The sequence below is a fragment of the Candidatus Pelagibacter bacterium nBUS_36 genome (assembly GCF_051201215.1).
GTDB lineage: Bacteria > Pseudomonadota > Alphaproteobacteria > Pelagibacterales > Pelagibacteraceae > Pelagibacter.
In genome coordinates, this window is sequence record NZ_CP172839.1 from 948,118 (window position 1) to 969,866 (window position 21,749).

Genomic DNA, 21,749 nt, shown 5'->3' on the forward strand with positions numbered 1-21,749 from the left:
TTATTTTGAGCCAACACAGACATTATCAAGACACATGTAGTCTTTCAATTGATCGAGTTTTTCTCGCATGATAATCCCTTCCCAAACTGGTCTTGATTTTAAATGATAGGATAAATTTCCAGCGCTCCATTCGTTCCCATAGACAACATTAATTTCATTATCAAATTGTTGATCCCAAGCATATTGTGTTTTTAAGGCTATTCCTTTTCCTCGATAATCAGTTCTTTTATCCTCTTTAGATATCGAAATGTATGCATAAAGAATAGGAGATAAAAAGAATAAAAAGATAAATCCAACCACGAATGGTTTTAATTTTTTGATATTAATTTGAGCTTGAAATAAATAAACAAACAAAGTTCCAAAAAATAAATAAAAAGGTGTCATCCACATAGTTCTAATTTTTGAACCAGTAATTACTGAAGTTAAAAACATTAAAAAAATCGGCAAGATATTTATGGCTAAAAGAAACAAGAGTTTTCTATCTTTTAAATTAATCTTTAGTTTAATTTTTTTAGCTAACAAAAAGACTAATAAAAAGAATGGAGTTAAAATTCCAATTTGTTTTAATAAGAAAATTAATGGAAATTTAATATGATCAATTAAACTAGATTGCTCCAAACCAGTTCTTGCAAGTCCATAGGTTATTGTAATGAAGTCATTATTGTTAAGCCAAATTAAATGAGGTACTAAAATAATTAAAAATACCTCAAGTGTTACAAAATATTTAAAATCGAACTTTCTATCTTTCTTCATAAAAATTAAATAGATAAACAGAAGATCGATTGAAGCTAAAAGATATATAAATAGATATTTAGACAAGAACCCAAATGCTGCAAACAATCCAACTAAAAAACAATCAGAAAATTGTATTTTTTTACTATTATAAATTTTCCATGAAAAATAAACAGTACATGACCAAAATGGTAATTGGCAGATATTTACATTAAATTCTGGAGTTGTAAAATTATAGAAATAAATAGACTCAATAAGTAAAACCGAAACTAGACCTAAAAGATTATTATTAAAAATTTCTTTAGATAATTTAAAGACATAATAAAAAGAAATAATTACAAAAATTTGACTAAGTAAATAATAAGACCAATCTTGAGGACCAAAAATTTGATAAAAAACTTCAGGAAAAAAAGCACTCATAGGTGGATGTTTATTAAATCCCCAATCTAAGTTACTTCCCCATGCTAAAGCTTCTATAGTATCTAATGGTAAATTATGATTAGTTAAGGATGGAATTAAAGTCCAAAATATAAGGTGCGCAGTAATGAATATATAAAATATATTGTTTATATTTTTGCTCATAATGGTCATTTATAAATATTTATAACAATTCAGCTTGCTTGACACCCCTAATTTGCTGAATATACTCCGGAAATTCAAATTTAAACAATGCCAAAGACTACTAAAACTAAAAAAAAAGTTTCAAAACCTAAAACTAAAGCTGCTAAACCTAAAGCTAAAACTACAAGCAAGCCAAAGGTTGCTGCTAAAGCTCCGATAAAAATTTCTAAAACTTACGTACCTAAAGATACAGAAAAGTACATGTGTGAAAAACATAAGGTGTTCTTTAGAATGAGATTAACTGAATGGAAAAAAGATTTAGTGAAAGCTAATAATGAAGCTCTTTACTTTGGAAGTATGGACGATAACAGTATTTCTGCTGATGTTGTTGACCAAGCAAGTTCATACACTGACAAAAATGTAGAAATGAAAGCAATAAACAGACAAATTAAACTAATCTCAGAAATAGATAAAGCTTTAGCTAGAATTAGAGAAGATATTTATGGTTACTGCTTAGACACTGCAGAGCCAATTGGATTAAAAAGATTAATTGCAAGACCTGTAGCAAAATACACAATTGCCGCGCAAGAAAAGCATGAAAAAAATGAAAAAGTTCATGCTGATGATTAATCAAAATTAATCTATCACTTTTATTTTATCACCTATTTTAATGCTAGAAGAAGATAGCACTTGGCATCTTAGACCGCCTCTTCTTAAAAATTCTTTTAAAATATTATCTTGCTTAAGAACTTCAGTTAAATGCCTGCATGGACGACATAAATCAATACCTTCTAACTCTACATTGCCAACTAATAATTTTTTACCTACTAAGTCGTTCAATTGAATTCCTCTAGTAACTACATTTCTTCTAAAATCTAAGTAAGGAATGTTTAGTCCGTATTTAATATTATAATAATCGATGTTTTCTGACTCTATTAACGATAATTGATTATATGGGTCGTTAAATTCCTTAAAGTGTCTATCCCCAACTACACCTTGATTAGTCAAAACATCAATTGAATTTACTTCATTTATTGGTTGATTATTTTTAATTGAAATTCCTAATTTATAAACTTCAGACATATTTAAATTAGGTTAATTTAAATCTTTAATGAAAACAAGTAAACAATGGGATTTAAAGACTTGGAATTTTTGAGCCATCTTTTAAAAGATCATAACCTTTTATAACAGCATCACGGCTTGATATATCAAGATACCATCTAGATAAATTTTTATAATTCTTTAAACCAATGTCATGTATTGGGTGTCTTGCAATCCAGGGCCAAGTTGCAATATCAGCAATTGTATATTTTTCTCCTGCTAGAAATTTTGAATTTTTTAATCTGTTGTCTAATTCTTGATATATTCTCTTTGCAATTTTAAAATATCTCTCTTCACCAAATTCACTTTTACCAGGATTGTAATGATGAAATTGATGATGCTGTCCTATCATTGGCCCAATGGTTCCCATTTGTGCCATCAACCATTGATTTATTTTTAATCTATCTTGTTGTTCGTAAAACTTTCCACTTTTTTCCCCCAAATACATAAGGATTGCCCCAGACTCAAAAATGCTTTCATTACTATCATGATCAGTAATTACTGGAATTTTGCTAAAAGGGCTTATCTTTACAAACTCAGGTTTAAATTGTTCCTCTTTACTTATATCTACTTTTGTTACTTTATAATCGTAGCCAATCTCTTCAAGCATAATAGAAATTTTTTTACCATTTGGTGTGTCAGCTGTAAAAAGTTCTATCACTCTTTAACACCAAGTCTATTTTTTATAGTTTTGGATGAAGTTGTAAATTCAAATCTATATTTTTCATCGGGTCGAGCTAATTTAAAACAGGCTCTAGCAGCTAATGCACCTTCATGAAAACCTGACAAAATAAGCTTTAACTTGCCAGGGTAGTTGCATATGTCTCCAACAGCATAAATACCTTTTTTATTAGTTTCAAATTTTTCTGTATCAACTTCAATAGTTTTTTTATCAATATTAAGTCCCCAATTTGCAATGGGTCCTAACTGCATTATTAATCCAAAAAAACCTAAAGCAAAATCTGTCTTAATATTTTTAATCTCACCATCGTCATGTTTGATATCAATACTATCTAAACTATTTTCACCACTAACATTTGTTAACTGATATTTTGTGTAAAGATTGATTGTGCCAGATTTTGTAAGTTCATGTACTTTATCTACTGTTGATTGTGCACCTCTAAAATCATCTCTTCTGTGTATTAAATTTACTTTAGAAGTTTTTGATAACTCAACAGCCCAATCTAATGCACTATCTCCACCACCAAAAATAGAGACTGTTTTTCCCTCAAATACCTTTTTGTCTTTTACAGAATATAAAATTGATTGATTTTCATATTTTTCACACTCTTTTGGTGCAAATTTTCTTGGTTCAAAAGATCCCACACCACCAGCAATAATTACGTTTGGTGTAATAAAAGTTTTTCCAGCGTTTGTTTTTACCGACCAATTATCGTTTTCTTTTTTAACTTCATCCACTCTCTCATTTAAATGAATAGGTATGTTAAAAGTTTTAATTTGGTTTATTAAATTATTTGTTAACTCTTCTCCCGTACATTCAGGAACTGCTGGAATATCATATATCGGTTTATCTGGATAAAGCTCAATACATTGTCCTCCAATTTTGTCTAGGTTATCTACGATCTCACAGTTCAGACCGATTAATTTTAATTGATGAGCAGTAAAAAGTCCTGTTGGACCGGCTCCAATTATTAACGCATCTGTTTTAATCATCTATCCTTGCTTTGATGGAATATTAACAACCAGTCCATCTAATTCATCTGATACTACTAGCTGACAACTCAGTCTGCTATTTTGTTTTGGCTCAAATGCCATATCCAACATATCCTCTTCGCCGTCTTCTTTAGGAGTAAGTTTATTCACCCAGTTATCGTCTACATAAACATGGCATGTCGCACACGCCATACCACCTCCACAATCAGCATCGATCCCTGGAATATCATTTTGAACTGCACCCTCCATAACTGTTAATCCATTTTGAACATCAATTGTGTGAGTTTCACTATCGTGAGTATTATATGTAATTTTGGCCATGGGCTATATATAGGTTTTTATTTAGATAGAACAAGTAAGTAAAATCATACTAAGTCTATTTTTAGACATTTTGCAATTGAGGTATATCTTTCTTTATAAAATAACTCCTGTCTTCTTTCTGTTTAATCAATGCTGGAATTATTTCTCTGTATGCGTCTATCAGTCCATTATTTGGTTTTGGTAGTTGCTCTTTTATATGATGATGAAGTTTATCTAAGTTATATGACGGGACTGTTGGATACATATGATGTGTTAAATGGAATTCCATTTTCCAATATAAAAAGCTTAATATTGGATTTAAATACATTTCTCGTGACGAAAATCTATGATCTTTAACATTTCTTGCAAGGCCTGCATGTTGAGTGAATGCAACAAGTTTATGTAAAGTTTTTCCATAAAATTGCGGCAATAAAAGATAAAGCATCGGTAGCCAAGATGACACTAGTATTGACCAAACAATAATTAATGACCAAATAATTAAAAAAATTCTTGAAATTATAATACTTTTAATACGTGCATTTTCTGGAATACAATCCAACATTACCTTGGTTTTAACTCCTAATGCATGCTGAATTATTTCAAATGAAATATGTTTTTTAAAAAATAATAAATCTAAAAATGGAATTATATTAATAATTAATTTTTTTGGAGTCTCTTTCAGATCATTTCCATATTCTATCTCATGATCAAACGGATTTTCAGTTGAATAAGTGTTAGCGTGATGAATAAAATGAGAATATCTCCATCTTATAGGTTCAAAGTTAGACATAAATGAGGAGAGATAATAAAAAAACTCATTTAAAAAATTTGTCTTAAATGCTGTCTTATGTCCAGTTTCATGCCAAAGAGGATTGGAAAAACTATAAATATTTCCATAAACTAAAAACCAGAATACTGACCACCAAGTCCCCAAAGTTAAATATGCGAATGTACCTGTTATAACTAATAAACCAAAAAAAATTGAAATATGTTGCAAACCTTTAAGATCTGATTTTTTTGATAATTCTTTAAGAACTTTAATATCAACTTTGCACTTGTGCCATTTATTTAGAAGTTTAGCATCCATGGCTCAAATTATTGCAGACAAAAAAAAAGGGCAAGTATAAAAATTATACCTGCCCTTAATTTAAACTTTTAAGTAAAACTACTTAGCTCTACCAGGTTGTTGCATAGCTGCTGCCCAAATGATTAGACCGAAAGCGATCTTGTTCAAAAAGTCAGCTGCGTTGTAAATCACGTTTAGTGAGTTAGCATCTACTCCACCTGTTAGGTAACCAAAAATGTAACCTAATGGGTAAATAGCCCAACCTACAGTAACGATCATTCTCATCGCACCAAAAGCAGTAACAAGTGATTTGTTTCCACTCTTAGCAGCTTTTTTACCTGCTTCACCTGAGAATACTTCATAAAGAATGTATACCCAACCAGCCATACCGATAATGAAACCAAGTGTAGCGTTGATGTATCCAGCTTCTCCTAAGTATCCACCTACTAGCATTACTAATGTTCCAAGCATCAATCTCCAGAAAATTCCTGAATCTGCTTTGTTTACTGCAGCTAGAACAAAATAGAATTCTAACATTAGTAATGGAACTGTAATTAACCAGTCAATGTATCTGTAAACTGTTGGTGAATCACCAGTAGCTACCCATACATCTCTCATGTACATGTAGTGTACAAATGCAATACCAGTTACTAGACCAGCAACAGTCATTGAAACTCTCCAACCAGCTGGAACTGAACTTCTTTCTAAGAAAAAGAATACAGTAGCAGCTAAACAAGCCATTGATACTAACCAAAATGAAATACCTACGAAATCATCTTGAGCTAACATGGCAGTCTCTGCGTTTGCTACACCTGTAACACCCATTAGGGCAACAGCTGTAAGAGCAAACAATTTAAGTTTTTTCATAAAAAAACTCCCTCTTTAGTTAGTTTTTATTTATTTAGTTTATATAAACTATGCTCAAGTTTCCCCGAACAAAGATCCGCGTTAAATATCAAAAAAATTTAGATTATTGAAGAGTTAATTGTTGTTAATTTACATTGATTTTACTGATTTTTTAAAATTAAATACAATTTGTGATTTAAAAACCAACAAAAAATAAAAATTCGAATCAAAAATTATGTCAGATAAATTTCAAAAAATTTACGACCAGTCTATAAAAAATCCTGAAAAATTTTGGCAAGATGCATCTGATGATATCTTTTGGTTTAAAAAACCTACTAAAATTTTAAATAAATCTAATCCTCCATTCTATAAATGGTTCGAAGATGGTGTAACCAATACTTGTTACAACGCTCTAGACATCCATATCGATCAAGGTAGAGGTAAAAAAACTGCTCTTATCTATGATAGCCCAATTACAGATAACAAAAGTCAATTCACATACGAAGAACTAAGAGCGAAGGTTTCAAAATTTGCAGGAGCATTAGCTGCACAAGGAGTTTCGAAAGGTGATCGAGTAATTGTTTACATGCCAATGATTCCAGAGGCTGTAATCGCCATGTTAGCTTGTGCGAGAATTGGAGCAATTCATTCTGTTGTCTTTGGTGGCTTTGCATCAAATGAACTTGCAAGCAGAATAGATGATAGTAAAGCAAAATTAGTAGTCACCGCGTCTTGTGGTTTCGAACCGGGAAGAACAGTTGAATATAAACCTCTTGTAGATGAAGCAATCAAACAAGCTAACCATAAAATTAGTAAAATGATTTTATTTCAAAGACCTGGGCATGAAGTAAAATTAAATGCTCCAATGGAAATTAGCTGGGAAGAAGCTACATCAAACGCATCTGATGCTGACTGTGTTGAAATGAATTCAAATGAGTTTGCCTACATCCTATACACATCTGGTACAACCGGAACTCCAAAAGGAATAGTAAGAGATATTGGTGGACACATAGTTGCTTTAAAATGGACTATGAAAAATATTTATAATATTGATGCTGATGATATTTGGTGGTCCGCTAGTGATATTGGTTGGATTGTTGGACACTCTTATATTGTTTACGCTCCATTATTCAAAGGTTGCACTACAGTATTATTTGAAGGAAAGCCAGTTGGAACTCCTGATGCTGGAGCTTTTTGGAAAATCATTTCAGATTATAAAGTAAAGTCTTTATTCACAGCTCCAACAGCATTTAGAGCTATTAAAAAAGAAGATCCAGAAGGTAAGTTTTTTTCAAAGTATGATTTAAGTAGTTTTGAAAGCTTATTCCTTGCGGGAGAAAGAGCAGATCCAGATACGATTAAATGGGCAGAAAATTTGCTTAAAGTTCCTGTTATTGATCATTGGTGGCAAACTGAAACTAGTTGGGCAATTAGTTCAAATTGTACTGGAATTGAAATGATGGAGACTAAATATGGTTCGGCTTGCAAAGCTGTTCCAGGGTATGATGTAAAAATTATTAAATCAGATCAAACTTTAGCAAAACCTAATGAGATGGGTGATATCGTGGTGAAACTTCCACTTCCTCCAGGAACTTTTCCAACATTGTGGAATGCAGATAAGAGATACAAAGAAAATTATATGTCAAATTATGAGGGTTATTACCAAACTTATGATGCTGGCCACATTGATGATGATGGTTACATTTGGATTATGTCTAGAACAGATGACATTATTAACGTTGCAGGTCACAGATTATCTACTGGTGCAATTGAAGAAGTATTATCAGAACATCAATCTGTTGCTGAGTGTGCTGTGCTTGGTATCGCTGATAAGTTAAAAGGTCAGCTACCTATTGGATTAGTCGTTTTAAAATCTGGTGTAGATAAAGATAATGAAACTATATCTAAAGAGTGTATTCAAATGGTTAGAGATAAAATTGGACCTGTTGCAGCATTTAAAACAGTAATTGTTATTAAAAGATTACCAAAAACAAGATCAGGAAAAATTTTAAGAGGAACTATTAGAAAAATAGCAGACAATGTTGAATTCAAGATACCTCCAACAATTGATGATCCAGCTATTCTAGATGAAATAAAAGAGGATTTAATTAATCATAAGATCTTAGATAATGGTTAAAACTTATTTATTTCTTATTGGAGCAATATTTTGTGAAGTTGCAGGAACGATGTTGTTGCCAGTATCTCAAAATTTTACAAAACTTATTCCAACAGTTGCTTTATCTGTTTTTTATCTATGTGCATTTTACTTTTTAACATTTGTAGTCAATAAACTTCCAATAGCTGTAGTTTATGCAACATGGAGTGGTCTTGGAATTTTTACAATTGCAATTCTTGGTTATATATTTTTTAAACAAACTTTAGCTTGGCAAGCAATCGTAGGGTTATTCTTAATTGTAATCGGAGTAATTCTGGTAAATAGTTTTACAGTAAAGCTTAGTTAAATTTCAAAGGTGTTCCATCAGGGTCACCTAGTATTTTACCATCTTGCATTTTGACTTTTCCAGCAATAATTGTCGAAGTTGGGGTTCCTTTAAATTTATATCCATCAAACGGAGTCCAACCACACTTACTTTCAATATTTTCATTTTTTATTTCGATTGTTTTGTTCATATCGACAATTGTAAAATCAGCATCATATCCTTCTTTAATAAATCCTTTGTTTTGAATTCCAAAAATCTTAACTGGGTTTTCACATACCAAATTCATTAGTTGATTAAGAGAAAGCTTTCCATCATTTACATGATTTAACATTACTGGCATCAAAGTTTGAACTCCAGGCATTCCAGATGGTGAGTTTGGATAACTCTTTTTTTTATTTTCTCTTAAATGCGGAGCATGATCAGATCCTATTGTGTCATTAAAATTATTTCTAACTCCATACCACAATCTATCATAATGAGATTTATCTCTTAAGGGTGGATTCATTTGAGCATAGGTACCAAGTTTGTCGTAACAATCTGGTGCATAGATTGTTAAATGCTGAGGAGTAATTTCAAAAGTAATATTGCCTTTATGTTGTGATAAAAAGTCAATCTCCTCTTTTGTTGTTATATGAAGAATATGTGCTTTTTTCTTATGTCTTTCAGCAATTCTAACAATTCGTCTTGTAGATGATATTGCACATTCGGCACTTCTCCAAACTGGATGTGAATGAACATCGCCATCTTTAATTAATTTTTTATTAACATTTAAAATTGCCTCATCTTCAGAGTGAACTGCAACTACTTTTGAACTATTTTGAAAAACTTTATCAATGTCATCTTCTTCTGCAACTAAAAGGTTTCCTGTCGAAGATCCTGCAAAAAGTTTAATTCCACAACAACCTTCTAAATCTTTTAAATTTGCTAAATCATTTGCATTGTCTGCTGTTGCACCAAAATAAAATGCATAATTGCAATACATTCTATTTTTCGCGAGATCTAGTTTTCTTTGAAATTCTATTTTATTTGAGGTTGGTGGATTAGTATTAGGCATTTCAAATACGCTTGTGATTCCTCCAGCAATTGCAGCTCTACTTCCAGAATGTAAATCTTCAGTATCGGTTGATCCCGGTTCTCTAAAATGCGTTTGAGTATCTATACATCCTGGCAAAACAGTTTGCCCTTCAGCATTAACTGTTTCTCTAGCTTCATCTGAAATTTGACCGATTTGATGAATTTTGCCATTTTTAACAGCAACATCTACATCTTTTAGTTCACCATCAATATAACATTTACCATTTTTAATTATTAGATCTAACATTTATAAAAAAAGTAATTATATTAAAATCATCAATCAATCAAATATGAATATTAAAAATGTATATATTTTAGATGATAGAGCTATTCTTTACTTAAATGGTGAAGATACAAAAGAGTTTCTTCAAAATCTAATTAGTAATGACGTCAATAAAGTAAATCAAAATAATAGTTGCTTTTCTTCTTTGCTATCTCCCCAAGGTAAATTCTTATATGAGTTTATATTAGTTAAACACAAGTCTGGTTACATAATTGATTGTGAAAAATCTCAAGTAGATGGATTATATAAGCAATTAAGTATTTATAAACTTAGATCAAAAGTTGAAATTCTAAATCTTAGTAATGAATTTGTAGTTGCTGCTTTTTCTCACGAAAAATTTTTAAGTTTTGAAGAAGCTAAAGATATTGCTGGGTTTACTTTGAAATATAGAGAAGATCCTATTTTTTTAGATCCAAGAAATAAACAGTTAGGAGCAAGATTAATCATTAATTTAGAAAAACTTTATTTATCACTAAAAAAATTGGACTTACATGATTCAAATATGGGTGAATATTACTCATTTAGTCATAAACTCGGGATTGTTCCAAAGGATTTAAACAAATTACAAAATAAATTATTTGGAATTGAGTGTAATTATGAAGAGTTAAATGGAATTGATTTTAAAAAAGGTTGTTATGTTGGGCAAGAAAATACAGCTAGAATTAAATTAAAGAATAAGCTTTCAAAAAGATTATTACCAATAAATATTGTTAAAGGTGAATTAACTGAAGGTGAGAGTATTTATTATAATGATAATGAAATTGGCAAAGTATTAATAGATAAACAATATCCTTTTGCTTTAATTAAATACTTAGATGAAAATTTTAATGAAAAAGCTGATTATAATACAAAAAACGCTACAATTAAAATTGAAAAACCGGCCTGGATAAAATCTTAAATAATTATTTCACTCTAAAAATATTTTTTATAATATTAAGTGACTCTGTGGCAGCCTTATCGTTATATTTTATAGTACTTTTAATATCACAACATTCTGAGTAATAATTTTTTCTATAATTTTCATCTTTTAAAGAGAAATATGACCATCCATTAGGTTCGGTTGTATCAAAAACACCCTCGCCTATATCATACCTTGGATATGATGAATCTAGCTTACTTAATACAAATTCTTTTTTATGCTCACTAAAAGATTTCATTGTTATTGGGCTTTTCAATTCTTTCCAATCAAATCGATGAGTAGCCTCTGGAAAAACTTTGAGCACTGCGCTTCCATTATTTTCTTTAATTTTTTTTACATAGTCCTCACAAAACTCATAAGGCGTTAATCTATCTTTTTCGCCAATTAAAATATATAGAGGAGCTTTGGTTGTCTTAATGTTTTTATGCAAATAACATAATGGATAATAAGCAATGTGTGCCATAAACCTATTTTTTGGTTTAATAATATCTATAAAAAAACTTTGATGAGTATTTATTACTGCCATTGCGCCATAACTAAATCCCATTACTGAAATTTTGTTTTTATCAATTCTTGAGTCCTTAGATATCTTATCAAGTGCAGCATAAGCATCTATAGTTGCAGCCTCTTCAGATACCTTATAGTGCCACTGCTTTTCAATTCCTCTGGATTTGAATGTTTGAATATCAAGAATAGCTATACCTAGGTTATTAAAGTATTCAAAATGATGTTCAGGCACAAAACCCATGGATGGATGTAAGGTAATAATCAAAGGAATTTTTTTTTTATTTGTTTGTGGAATATATAAATCACCATAAACTTTTTGTTTTTTTAACTTCTTTAAACCCCCAAGCATTTCTTTAGCAGTTTTTGGTGAAAAACTATTAAATTTTACAATCTCACTATTACAAATAAATTTATTACCTTTGAATTTATCCACTTTTATTATTTTAAGTTGAACCTCTTCTTTTTCATAGTCACCATACGAAGAAGAGGATTTTACTGATTTTTTTGTAATATCAAAATTTTCAATTTTATCTTTATCAAATTTAATATTTATCTTTGCATTATTTAAATCTTCCCAAAGATTTACTGTGCCTGAGACCGAAAATTTTTTTCCATTTTTTGATAATTTATATTTAAAATTTTTTCTATAATTTCCCTTAATTCCTTTATGGCAAGGTATGTATAAATGTTCCAATTTACCTTCATTAAATTTAACTGTATCAGCAATTAGATATTCAGGTTTACCTTTGTGATTGTACGTCCATAAAAATTTGTAAAAACCATTTGGTAAAAAATGTTTTTCATTTGCTTGAGAATTACTAGAAATTAAAAAAATTAGAGATATTATTATAAAAACAATCTTCATATTATAGTGCAAGTTAAGTCATTTTTGAGTTTTATTCAAAAAATTTATTCGAATTTTCAATTTGGTGCGGTCGGAGAGACTCGAACTCTCATGGACTAGGTCCCTTGGCTTTGAACTAAGCCACTTCTAGAACGAACTCCTGAAACGAACACACTCACAACACAGTTAGCAAAAAAAACTCCATCACTTTTACCATAGTGTTACCACTTTTGTAGACCAATCAAGTAGTCTTTTTCATTTCACAAATTAAGGTAAAGAAATTTCATTGTACAATCTATTCGAATTTTTATTGCAAGGTGTTTGGAAGCATGCATGTAAAATTACCTTGGATGAGTTCGATCGTTCAGAATCTGCAATAACAAAACCAATCATTTTATCTTGCGTAGCCATAGAGTGGGCTCTACTAACATAAGCTATATCTACTCCAATAATTCCACCACTTTGATCACCATACGGGTTATTAGGGTTGCCTGAATTATTCATGTGATACATTACATAGGACATATACAAAAGATAATTATCTTTACCTGATCCATCTGGTGAAGCACAATTTATATTATATTTAGTGGTGTTGTTCCAAACCTTCATAAGTTCAACACTCCCGTTTATCTCACACTCCTGTATTTGTAGTAATATTTTTTTGTGCATTGCATTGTAATTATGTTTTACTGCATTAATCTTTGCAGCTTTTTAGTATACCCATTATATGCAACTACCCCCACTGCAGCTAGAATACCGATGATGGCAACGACAACAAGGAGTTCGATTAGGGTGAAAGCTTTTTGTTTCATAGGTTAATCTACACTGACAAGTGTAAACATCTTCTCTCCTTTCTCACTAACGTTTGTTCCTATCTCAAATTTTCTACCCCAAAAATCTCTATCGATGCAAGTTAATCCTAAATTTCCAGAGACGTTTTTCCTTGTTACATCAACACTACAAGTGCTTACTCCATAAAATTGTATTGAGTGTGGGTTTTTCCAATTTGCTGCTTTAAAATGATTTTCAAATGCACTTGCAATAAAAGCACTATTAGGATCAGTCCAATTATTAATTTTTGGACATAAATCAGGCTGAGCTGTAATTTGATTTGAAACTAATTTGTTTAATACAACTTCACTTCCAATACTACATTTTTGGATTTCAGCTGCCATAAATTTAGCAATATTTTTATGAATTTGTTTAACAGAATTATTTTTTGCAGCTGTCGTATACCCATTATAAGCCACCACTCCCACGGCAGCTAAGATACCGATGATAGCTACTACGACTAAGAGTTCTATTAGGGTGAAGGCTTTATGTTTATATGTTTCCATCTAATGTTGCTGAGTCTTGCATGGTATTATTATCCCACCACCACATTATTTTAAATTTACCTTTAGCTTCATTTCCACAATATGGATTTCTAGGACAAAAAACTATATTAACATCTCCATCAACTTGTCCGTCTCCAGATCGAACACCTCCTCTATCAGAACCAGTTACAACAGTTTTGCAACCACCACCAGGTGCATCTGCTGTCCAGCCTGTACCTTCTTTTTTTAAGTATGGATTTCTAATATTGTATTTCCATGACAAATATATTGCAGCACATGATTGATAATTTGAATTAACTTTTACTGGACATGGTAAATTAAAAGCCTTTTGATTACTATCCATATCACATTTAGCTACTTCACTAGCAAAATATCTTACTGTATTTTTAAAATTTTGTTTCGCAACAGCTTTACGTGCACTTTCAGTATACCCATTATAAGCAACCACACCTACAGCAGCTAGGATACCGATGATGGCTACTACGACTAAGAGTTCTATTAGTGTAAATCCTTTTTGGTTCATTATTCTATATAAATCATAGTTTCGATTCGATTTGAAGAAGTTGAGCAAGAGGTTTTAAAGCAAGTTCTTATATGAATTTCAGAATTACTTTTTGGAGCAAGCCATATAGTTCCAACATCACTATCCAACCAATTTTGGTTTTGAACCCAACTATTATGCTGTCTAACACCTTTGGATTTATGCTGTTGATTAGAATTTGGGTTATAAATATTTTTAAGATCTGAAAATGGAGAATAGCTAGATACAACAATATAACTAATTACACTTGCTGAGCTAAGACCGTTACATCTTAATGATGCATTTTTGTTAGCCATTATATTGGCCTCACCTAAATCACATTTCTTCAATTCATTCTGAATATAATTTGATACAAGTTTATGATTTGATTGTGCTGTTGAAGCTTTGGCACTAGCTGTGTATCCATTATAAGCAACAACTCCTACAGCAGCTAAGATACCGATGATAGCTACAACGACCAGGAGTTCTATTAGGGTGAAGGCTTTGCGGTTCATTATTTATTCTACAGTTATTGTACTGGTTATTTTATCAGAAGTAGCGCATCCTAATTTAACACATGTTCTAATTATGATAGATGATCCTTTTGCAACCATACTAACTTGACCAGCAACAAATGCTTCTGAATTTTGTATAGCTCGATCTTTTGAATTATATTGATTTATGTCATCTAAAACTGTTGGAGATACTTGCGGATTTTTTAATTGGTTGATATCTGCAATAGTGCTTAGTGCAGTGATAGTACTGCTACATGATCTAAGTCCTTCAAAAATATCTGAATGTCCTATTTCACATTTCATTAATTCAGCAGTGATATATTTTACTGTTTGCTGGTGAAATGTTTTAACTGCAGAAACTTTAGCACTGCTTGTATACCCATTATAAGCAACCACACCTACAGCAGCAAGAATACCTATGATGGCTACTACGACTAAGAGTTCTATTAATGTGAAACCATTTCTTTTCATCTGTGAGTAATACAAACAATTGTACTTAATACTTTGTCAGAACCTGTTGATGAAAAAGTCCAATATTCATCTGTAAGACCTGATTGAACTACCATTTCTCTATCGCATCCATTTTTTTCAACCGTTAAACTGTAAAGACCAATTTGTCCTTTGCACATTTTTTTATTAAGGTGCGCTGATTGTATAGAAGTCATATCGGTCCAACCAGACCAAATATCACAAGTTCTATCTTTACCTACACTGCCATAAGGGTTTTTTACCATACCTTGATATCCAATGTGTGTTTGCAAAACATTTTCGTGAAATGGTGTCTTGTTATAGTCTGTAACGTTAGAGCAATCTTTATTTTGACCACCACCACTATTATTAGTTTGTCTAAAGATTGTCCCTCCATTGATAACACACTTCATAGCGTCAGCTTGTATCCATTTTACAACTGCTTTATGATTTTGCTTAACAACAGCTTTTTTTGCTGAACTCGTATATCCATTATAAGCAACCACACCTACTGCAGCTAGAATACCGATGATAGCTACAACGACTAGGAGTTCTATTAGTGTGAATGCTTTACCTTTACGGTTCATCTTAATCTAGGTAAATTGTATTTTCTAATCTGTTGTCACTACTGTTACACGGTGTTTTAATACAAGTGCATACGGTAACATTATCCCAACCAGTTCTTGAATTAATCCAAACAAATCCTGCATTAGAGTCTCCACTTGCTGCATTAGCACACCAACCTGGTTGTTGAACTCTATTCCCACTTGACTTGTAGGGGTTTTTCCATCTTCCGTTATTGTCCATATCATTAATTAGATAATCTCCAAAAAATGAAAACTGATTACCATAACAATTGATATTTTTTTTTGTGGTACTGTTTGGTACTGACATCATACTAACGCTTCCATTTAAATTACATTGTTGAATAGTTAAACTTACTTTTTTTACTGCATTGTTATGATTAGTCTTTGATGAAGAAACTTTCGCTGCACCAGTATACCCATTATAAGCAACCACACCCACTGCAGCGAGGATACCAATGATCGCTACAACTACTAGAAGTTCTATTAGGGTGAAGGCTTTTTGTTTCATGATTTAAGATTAACAAATTCTAAAAGTTAAGTCTAAATCATTTTTAAATTGAAAAAATATTCTGAAAAAAACGACCACACTAACGAGCGCACTGTGACCACACTATGAGCACAGTGAAGTTAAAATTTTGAAATTTTTTTGCAAAAAGTTCCCATAGAAATTTCATTTTGGTGCGGTCGGAGAGACTTCGAACTCTCATGGACTAGGTCCACACGGCCCTCAACCGTGCCTGTCTACCAATTTCAGCACGACCGCAATATGTCTCATAATAAATGAATGACAACTAACTTTCAAATTGGTAAAAAACATCATGGAATTTACTCAAGAAGTACAAAAAGCAACAGATCCAATTTACCAAAAAATTTCAAAGGTTATGCCTGAAATCGAATGGTCAGTGCATGCTCCATATATCCACAAAATTAACAAACTTAAAAAAGAAAAGAATGCTGTAATACTTGCTCATAACTATCAAACACCAGAAATTTACCATGGTGTTGCAGACTTTTCTGCTGACTCTTTAGCTTTAGCAATTGAAGCATCAAAAACTTCTGCTGATATAATTTTAATGGCAGGAGTTCATTTTATGGCAGAAACTGCAAAACTAATGAGCCCTGAAAAAAAAGTTATTTTGCCAGACATGGAAGCTGGTTGTTCATTATCATCTTCAATTACTGGAAAAGACGTGAGATTATTAAAAGAAAAATATCCAGGTGTCCCTGTAGTTTCTTATGTGAATACTTCAGCAGAAGTTAAAGCAGAAACAGATGTTTGTTGTACTTCAGCAAACGCAGTTAAAATTGTAAAATCATTAGGAGTGAAAAAAGTAATATTTTTACCTGATGATTATCTTGCTAAATATGTGGCCTCTCAAACAGATGTAGAAATAATTTCTTGGAAGGGGATATGTGTGGTTCATGATCAATTTAATGAAAAAGAAATACATGACATTAGAGAAAAAAATCCAGGTATTAAAATTATCGCTCATCCCGAATGTCCACCTGAAGTTATCAATGCCAGCGACTTTGCAGGGTCAACTTCTGGAATGATTAAATATGTTCAAGATAACCAACCAAAGAAAGTTATGATGGTTACTGAATGTTCAATGAGTGATAATATTCAAGTAGAAAATCCAAATGTTGATTTTATAAAACCTTGTAACATGTGTCCTTACATGAAAAAAATTACACTTCCTAAAATATTAGATTGCTTAGAAAATGAAACAGGTGAAATAATTATGGACAAAGAAACAATTGATAAAGCTAGAATATCAGTTGAAAAAATGGCAGCCATCGGCAGATAATTAAGTGTCAAAAATAAAACTTAGCAAAGATTTTATTCGCAATACTGTTAAGAGAGCTTTAAATGAAGATCTCTACCCCTCTGGAGACATCACATCAAGTTTAGTAAAAAATGATAAAGTTATTAAAGTTAAACTTCTTTCAAATCAAAATGCAGTTATTGGTGGTTTGCTGTTTGCAAAACAAGCTTTTGATTTAGTTGATAATAAAATTAAATTTAACATTAAAAAAAAAGATGGATCTATTGTTAATAAAGGCTCTTTGATTGCAACTATTGAAGGGAATGCTAAAAATATTTTAATTGCTGAGAGAGTTGCTTTAAATTTTTTATCTCATATTTCGGGCATTGCCACGAAAACAAACCAATTTGTAAAACTTGCTGGTAATAAATGTAAAATTTGTTGTACACGTAAAACAATTCCAAACATTAGAGTTATTCAAAAATATGCAGTCAAATTAGGTGGTGGCACGAACCACAGATTTAATCTTAGTGACGAGTTTCTAATTAAAGATAACCATATTGCATCATCAAATATTAAAGATTTAATTGCTTTAGCTATTAAAAATAAAAAAGGAAGAAAAATTACGGTTGAAGTTGATAATCTGAAACAATTAAAAACTATTGTAGGTCTTAAATTTAATACTGTCTTATTTGACAATATGAATGTTAAAAATTTAAGAGCAGGTGTTAAGATTGCTAAAAAATATTACGAAACTGAAGCCTCGGGAAACATCAATCTAAAAACAGTTAAAAGTGTTGCCAAAACAGGAGTAGATAGAATTTCTGTTGGAAGCATAACTCATAGTGCCACTGCTATTGATTTAAAATTGGAAATCTAAGATACAAATTTAGACAAATCAGGTTTAAAATAATTTGGACCCTTCATTACTTTTCCAGACTCATTATAAATAGGCTCACCATTTTCACCAAGTTTGCTCATATTAGAGTTTTGAACCTCATCAAAGCATTTATCTAAGTCAATACCAAAGGCATGCCCCGCTCCATAAGTAACATATAGAATATCTGTTAGCGCATCAGCTACTTCTAGTAGATCATTATTATCCATTGCTTCTTTAAGCTCATCAAGCTCTTCTTTAATTAAATCAATCCTCAATTTGTTGATTTTATCGCTACTAAATGAGGGCTTAGTTTTGACTTCTTGGCCAAAAGTTTTCATAAAAGTTCCAACTTTATTAAAATTCGACATTTTGCTCCTGTAAGTTTTTTTAAAATTATTGTATGTTATAAATATTTATTACTTACAAATTAATCAATGAAATTAAGAAAAGAATTCGACAGTATTGGAAGTGTAAACGTTCCTAATGATAAATATTGGGGGGCATCTACGCAAAGATCCAATAAGTTTTTCAATATTGGTAAAATTCTTGTAAATATTTCAATAATTAAATCTATAGCTATAATAAAAAGATCAGCTGCGATTGTTCATTCTAAGGATAAATTAATTACAAACAAAATTTCTAAAGCAATTATTAAAGCTTCTGATGAAGTTATTAAAGGTAAATTGGATAAAAATTTTCCTCTTAAAGTATGGCAAACAGGCTCTGGAACTCAAACGAACATGAATGTTAATGAGGTAATTGCCAACCGAGCAATAGAAATTTTGGGTGGCAAAAAAGGTACAAAAAAACCTGTTCATCCTAATGATCATGTAAATAAATCTCAATCTACTAATGATGTTTTTCCAACTGCAATGCATATCTCTGTTGCCAAAGAAACAATAGGTAAATTATTACCTTGTTTAAAAATTTTAGAGAAGGAATTAAAAAGAAAATCAAATGAATTTAAAAATATAGTAAAAATAGGTAGAACTCATCTCCAGGATGCAACCCCTCTTTCTCTTGGGCAAGAATTCTCTGGATATCATGTACAAGTAAAAAAAAGTATTGAAAGAATAGAATACGCATTAAGAGAAATTTTTTACCTTGCTCAAGGTGGTACTGCTGTAGGTACTGGAATAAATTCAAAGAAAAATTTTGATAAAAAGGTTGTAAAAGAAATTGCTAAATTTACAAAAATTAAGTTCAAACCTGCAGCGAATAAATTTGCTGAACTTGCAGCGCATGACTCTATTGTGAATTTTTCTGGAACTTTAAATACTTGTGCTGTTGCATTGATGAAAGTGTCAAATGATATTAGATTTTTAGGATCAGGACCTAGAGCTGGATATGGCGAACTTATCTTACCTGAAAATGAACCGGGCTCATCAATTATGCCTGGCAAAGTAAATCCAACTCAATGTGAAGCTGTTACAATGGTTTGTGTTAAAGTAATTGGAAACCATAATGGCATAACTATGGCTGGTTCACATGGTCATTTTGAATTAAATGTTTTCAAACCATTGATTGCTCACAATATTTTACAATCAATAGATCTAATAGCTGACAGTACAAAAAACTTTGCTCTTTATTGTGTTAAAGGAATAAAAGCTAATAAGAAAAAGATACAGGATAATTTAGATAATTCTTTAATGTTAGTTACAGCTTTAGCACCACACATTGGTTATGATAATGCAGCAAAAATTGCTAAAACAGCACTTAAAAATAACACAACATTAAAACTTGAAACATTAAAAACAGGATTAATAAGTGAAAAAGACTATAATAAAATAGTTGATCCTAAGAAAATGATTTACCCAGCATAAGATTTGATTGCTTTATTTATCATATTTTTGAAATAAATCTTATTTTGAATTTTATCACTTTTTACTATTAAATTTTTTAAAATGTTGCCAACATTTTTATTTGTCACATTATCAACTCTTATATCATCCAATTTTAATATTTTCTGATCGAAATTGTAATTAAAGTTTAGTTCTATTTTTTCAATTTCGGTTCTATAATTTTTTGGTGTAAGTAAAGTTTTGTAAATTTCTTGGGAATTTTTGATAATTATTTCTAATTTTCCATCTAAAACTAACTCACTGTTCTTAACATGAATCAAACTATCTAGAACTTCAAACTTTGCATAATCTTTCCAATCAAACTTTGTGTTATCAATATCAATTAAACCTTCTTTAATTTTAGAGTTTAAAAAAATGTCATCAAAACCCTGATATTTTTTAAATTTATTTGCATTTATATTTAAATTAAAATTTAGATTTATATTATTTAATATTTCAGTTTTGAGCAATTCAGCTAATAAAGCATTGGAATTAAACAAAGTAGATAAATCAATTTCTTTTGTGCTACCCTGCAACTTTGAATAAAAAGGATTAAAATCAATATTAACTTTGTATAAAAATTTTGGTGTGTTTCCTTTATCAAATAAATTAAAAATTAAAGAATTTTTATTTATTATATAAGATGCATTACTTTTATTTTGGTTAATTGTTAAATGCGTAGAGCCATTTTTGATATTACGGCTATAATCTAATTCATTTTCAACTTTTAGTTTTAATAAATTTAAACTTAATTCAGAAAATATTTTTTTTTCAATCCTATCGTCAAATAGTTCTAATTCATAAGGAATATTGAATATTTCATTTTTTGAAACGACAATGTTGTTAAGATTTTTTAAATCATATAAATATTTCATATTAATTATCTTGTTAATAAATAGAACTTCATCATCTTCTGATTTAAAAAAAACATTACTATCTCGTATTTCAAAACTGTTATTTTTAAAATCTGCCTTCAATAATTCTAAAAAAAAATCATAATTTTGATTATTCAAGTTAATATTTGCATCTTCTAAAATAACGTTATTAACTCTAATATTTTTTAAGGAAAATAGATTTTTTAGTGAAACATATATCTTTAAATTTTTTATCGTTACTATTTCATTTTGATCATTCAAAATTATAGAATTTTCGTTGGTAAAATATGGACGTGGTAAAAATTTATACTTTAGATTTTGTGAAAATTTAAAGTTTAAATTGAACTTTTCCAATAACTGTTTTTTTAACTCTGTGTGAATTTCGGCTTTAGTATAAATATTTGGTATAGAAAGGTATAATGCAAATAAAATAATTAGTGCGACAAATATAAAAAAAAAATTATTACTTCTTGCTATAATAGAGAAATTATTAAAGTTTAACTTGTTTAAATTTTTTTTTAATAGGTTATTTATTGATAAATAAATCTTATTTAAAGATTTAACAAAATAGTTTTTTTTGATCATATTAATTAAAGAAACTTATAATGAATT

Annotated in this window: 26 protein-coding genes and 1 tRNA gene; 7 read left to right on the forward strand and 20 right to left on the reverse strand. The window is 30.3% G+C overall.

Annotated features, from left to right (window positions below):
• Window positions 1–1,314 carry a glycosyltransferase family 39 protein gene (locus tag ACIJYI_RS05165; protein ID WP_435113374.1) on the reverse strand — a complete coding sequence of 438 codons (1,314 nt, stop codon included), beginning with the start codon at window positions 1,312–1,314 and terminating at the stop codon, window positions 1–3.
• Between the two features lie 87 nt (window positions 1,315–1,401).
• Here ACIJYI_RS05165 and ACIJYI_RS05170 point away from each other — a divergent pair, with 87 nt between their 5' ends.
• The gene (locus ACIJYI_RS05170) at window positions 1,402–1,923 is read left to right on the forward strand and encodes a TraR/DksA family transcriptional regulator (protein WP_435089763.1); all 522 of its coding nucleotides are present in this window, start codon (window positions 1,402–1,404) and stop codon (window positions 1,921–1,923) included.
• 6 nt (window positions 1,924–1,929) lie between these two features.
• Here the strand turns inward: ACIJYI_RS05170 and ACIJYI_RS05175 are convergent, their stop codons facing one another.
• The 6 genes from ACIJYI_RS05175 to ACIJYI_RS05200 form a co-directional block, all read right to left on the reverse strand.
• Window positions 1,930–2,376, reverse strand: coding sequence for an MOSC domain-containing protein (locus ACIJYI_RS05175; protein ID WP_435113376.1), 447 nt, complete (start codon window positions 2,374–2,376; stop codon window positions 1,930–1,932).
• A gap of 52 nt (window positions 2,377–2,428) precedes the next feature.
• Window positions 2,429–3,055: a glutathione binding-like protein gene (locus ACIJYI_RS05180; protein WP_435113378.1), complete on the reverse strand. Its 627-nt coding sequence runs from the start codon at window positions 3,053–3,055 to the stop codon at window positions 2,429–2,431.
• Complete coding sequence (locus ACIJYI_RS05185) at window positions 3,052–4,068, reverse strand: NAD(P)/FAD-dependent oxidoreductase (protein WP_435113380.1); 1,017 nt, start codon at window positions 4,066–4,068, stop codon at window positions 3,052–3,054. The genes ACIJYI_RS05180 and ACIJYI_RS05185 overlap by 4 nt, the downstream gene beginning before the upstream one ends.
• Entirely contained in the window at window positions 4,069–4,389 is a 321-nt protein-coding gene (locus tag ACIJYI_RS05190; protein WP_435113382.1) for a 2Fe-2S iron-sulfur cluster-binding protein, read from the reverse strand.
• 61 nt (window positions 4,390–4,450) lie between these two features.
• The gene (locus tag ACIJYI_RS05195) at window positions 4,451–5,455 is read right to left on the reverse strand and encodes a fatty acid desaturase (RefSeq protein WP_435113384.1); all 1,005 of its coding nucleotides are present in this window, start codon (window positions 5,453–5,455) and stop codon (window positions 4,451–4,453) included.
• A 78-nt stretch (window positions 5,456–5,533) separates the two neighbouring features.
• Window positions 5,534–6,301, reverse strand: coding sequence for a bacteriorhodopsin-like (locus tag ACIJYI_RS05200; protein ID WP_435113386.1), 768 nt, complete (start codon window positions 6,299–6,301; stop codon window positions 5,534–5,536).
• Between the two features lie 214 nt (window positions 6,302–6,515).
• On the opposite strand from ACIJYI_RS05200, the gene ACIJYI_RS05205 reads away from it, so the two are divergent.
• On the forward strand, window positions 6,516–8,417 hold the full coding sequence (locus ACIJYI_RS05205; RefSeq protein ID WP_435113388.1) for a propionyl-CoA synthetase: 1,902 nt from the start codon (window positions 6,516–6,518) through the stop codon (window positions 8,415–8,417).
• Entirely contained in the window at window positions 8,410–8,742 is a 333-nt protein-coding gene (locus ACIJYI_RS05210) for a DMT family transporter (protein WP_435089773.1), read from the forward strand. The genes ACIJYI_RS05205 and ACIJYI_RS05210 overlap by 8 nt, the downstream gene beginning before the upstream one ends.
• On the opposite strand, the gene ACIJYI_RS05215 is transcribed toward ACIJYI_RS05210, so the two are convergent.
• Complete coding sequence (locus ACIJYI_RS05215) at window positions 8,735–10,042, reverse strand: dihydroorotase (RefSeq protein ID WP_435113390.1); 1,308 nt, start codon at window positions 10,040–10,042, stop codon at window positions 8,735–8,737. The two genes, ACIJYI_RS05210 and ACIJYI_RS05215, sit on opposite strands and share 8 nt — an antisense overlap.
• A gap of 43 nt (window positions 10,043–10,085) precedes the next feature.
• Between ACIJYI_RS05215 and ACIJYI_RS05220 the strand changes: the two genes are divergently transcribed.
• A complete protein-coding gene (locus ACIJYI_RS05220; RefSeq protein WP_435113392.1) occupies window positions 10,086–10,976 on the forward strand; it encodes a YgfZ/GcvT domain-containing protein in 891 nt (296 codons plus the stop codon).
• A 4-nt stretch (window positions 10,977–10,980) separates the two neighbouring features.
• Here ACIJYI_RS05220 and ACIJYI_RS05225 read toward each other — a convergent pair whose 3' ends face one another.
• The 10 genes from ACIJYI_RS05225 to ACIJYI_RS05270 all read right to left on the reverse strand — a co-directional run bounded on the left by ACIJYI_RS05225 (window position 10,981) and on the right by ACIJYI_RS05270 (window position 16,538).
• Window positions 10,981–12,369: a dienelactone hydrolase family protein gene (locus tag ACIJYI_RS05225; protein WP_435113394.1), complete on the reverse strand. Its 1,389-nt coding sequence runs from the start codon at window positions 12,367–12,369 to the stop codon at window positions 10,981–10,983.
• Window positions 12,370–12,615: 246 nt separating this feature from the next.
• Entirely contained in the window at window positions 12,616–13,017 is a 402-nt protein-coding gene (locus ACIJYI_RS05230) for a hypothetical protein (RefSeq protein WP_435113396.1), read from the reverse strand.
• A 17-nt stretch (window positions 13,018–13,034) separates the two neighbouring features.
• Window positions 13,035–13,160, reverse strand: a complete 126-nt coding sequence (locus tag ACIJYI_RS05235; RefSeq protein ID WP_435113398.1) for a pilin — start codon at window positions 13,158–13,160, stop codon at window positions 13,035–13,037.
• 3 nt (window positions 13,161–13,163) lie between these two features.
• Window positions 13,164–13,685: a type IV pilin protein gene (locus tag ACIJYI_RS05240; RefSeq protein WP_435113400.1), complete on the reverse strand. Its 522-nt coding sequence runs from the start codon at window positions 13,683–13,685 to the stop codon at window positions 13,164–13,166.
• The gene (locus ACIJYI_RS05245; RefSeq protein WP_435113402.1) at window positions 13,672–14,208 is read right to left on the reverse strand and encodes a type IV pilin protein; all 537 of its coding nucleotides are present in this window, start codon (window positions 14,206–14,208) and stop codon (window positions 13,672–13,674) included. The genes ACIJYI_RS05240 and ACIJYI_RS05245 overlap by 14 nt, the downstream gene beginning before the upstream one ends.
• Complete coding sequence (locus ACIJYI_RS05250; RefSeq protein WP_435113404.1) at window positions 14,208–14,720, reverse strand: type IV pilin protein; 513 nt, start codon at window positions 14,718–14,720, stop codon at window positions 14,208–14,210. Before ACIJYI_RS05250 ends, ACIJYI_RS05245 begins: the two co-directional genes overlap by 1 nt.
• 3 nt (window positions 14,721–14,723) lie before the next feature.
• Window positions 14,724–15,191: a type IV pilin protein gene (locus ACIJYI_RS05255; RefSeq protein WP_435113406.1), complete on the reverse strand. Its 468-nt coding sequence runs from the start codon at window positions 15,189–15,191 to the stop codon at window positions 14,724–14,726.
• Window positions 15,188–15,775, reverse strand: a complete 588-nt coding sequence (locus ACIJYI_RS05260; RefSeq protein WP_435113408.1) for a type IV pilin protein — start codon at window positions 15,773–15,775, stop codon at window positions 15,188–15,190. Before ACIJYI_RS05260 ends, ACIJYI_RS05255 begins: the two co-directional genes overlap by 4 nt.
• Before the next feature lies 1 nt (window position 15,776).
• Window positions 15,777–16,283: a type IV pilin protein gene (locus tag ACIJYI_RS05265; RefSeq protein WP_435113410.1), complete on the reverse strand. Its 507-nt coding sequence runs from the start codon at window positions 16,281–16,283 to the stop codon at window positions 15,777–15,779.
• A 168-nt stretch (window positions 16,284–16,451) separates the two neighbouring features.
• A tRNA-Leu gene (locus tag ACIJYI_RS05270) sits at window positions 16,452–16,538 on the reverse strand.
• A gap of 55 nt (window positions 16,539–16,593) precedes the next feature.
• Here ACIJYI_RS05270 and nadA point away from each other — a divergent pair.
• Together nadA and nadC are read left to right on the forward strand one after the other, a co-directional pair.
• On the forward strand, window positions 16,594–17,583 hold the full coding sequence (gene nadA, locus ACIJYI_RS05275) for a quinolinate synthase NadA (protein WP_435113412.1): 990 nt from the start codon (window positions 16,594–16,596) through the stop codon (window positions 17,581–17,583).
• Window positions 17,584–17,587: 4 nt separating this feature from the next.
• Entirely contained in the window at window positions 17,588–18,421 is an 834-nt protein-coding gene (gene nadC / locus ACIJYI_RS05280; RefSeq protein WP_435113414.1) for a carboxylating nicotinate-nucleotide diphosphorylase, read from the forward strand.
• On the opposite strand, the gene ACIJYI_RS05285 is transcribed toward nadC, so the two are convergent.
• Window positions 18,418–18,789: a phosphoribosyl-ATP diphosphatase gene (locus ACIJYI_RS05285; protein WP_435113416.1), complete on the reverse strand. Its 372-nt coding sequence runs from the start codon at window positions 18,787–18,789 to the stop codon at window positions 18,418–18,420. The two genes, nadC and ACIJYI_RS05285, sit on opposite strands and share 4 nt — an antisense overlap.
• A 66-nt stretch (window positions 18,790–18,855) precedes the next feature.
• On the opposite strand from ACIJYI_RS05285, the gene fumC reads away from it, so the two are divergent.
• Window positions 18,856–20,244: a class II fumarate hydratase gene (fumC, locus tag ACIJYI_RS05290; RefSeq protein ID WP_435113418.1), complete on the forward strand. Its 1,389-nt coding sequence runs from the start codon at window positions 18,856–18,858 to the stop codon at window positions 20,242–20,244.
• Here the strand turns inward: fumC and ACIJYI_RS05295 are convergent.
• Window positions 20,232–21,722 carry an AsmA family protein gene (locus ACIJYI_RS05295; protein WP_435113420.1) on the reverse strand — a complete coding sequence of 497 codons (1,491 nt, stop codon included), beginning with the start codon at window positions 21,720–21,722 and terminating at the stop codon, window positions 20,232–20,234. The two genes, fumC and ACIJYI_RS05295, sit on opposite strands and share 13 nt — an antisense overlap.
• Window positions 21,723–21,749: the final 27 nt, after the last annotated feature.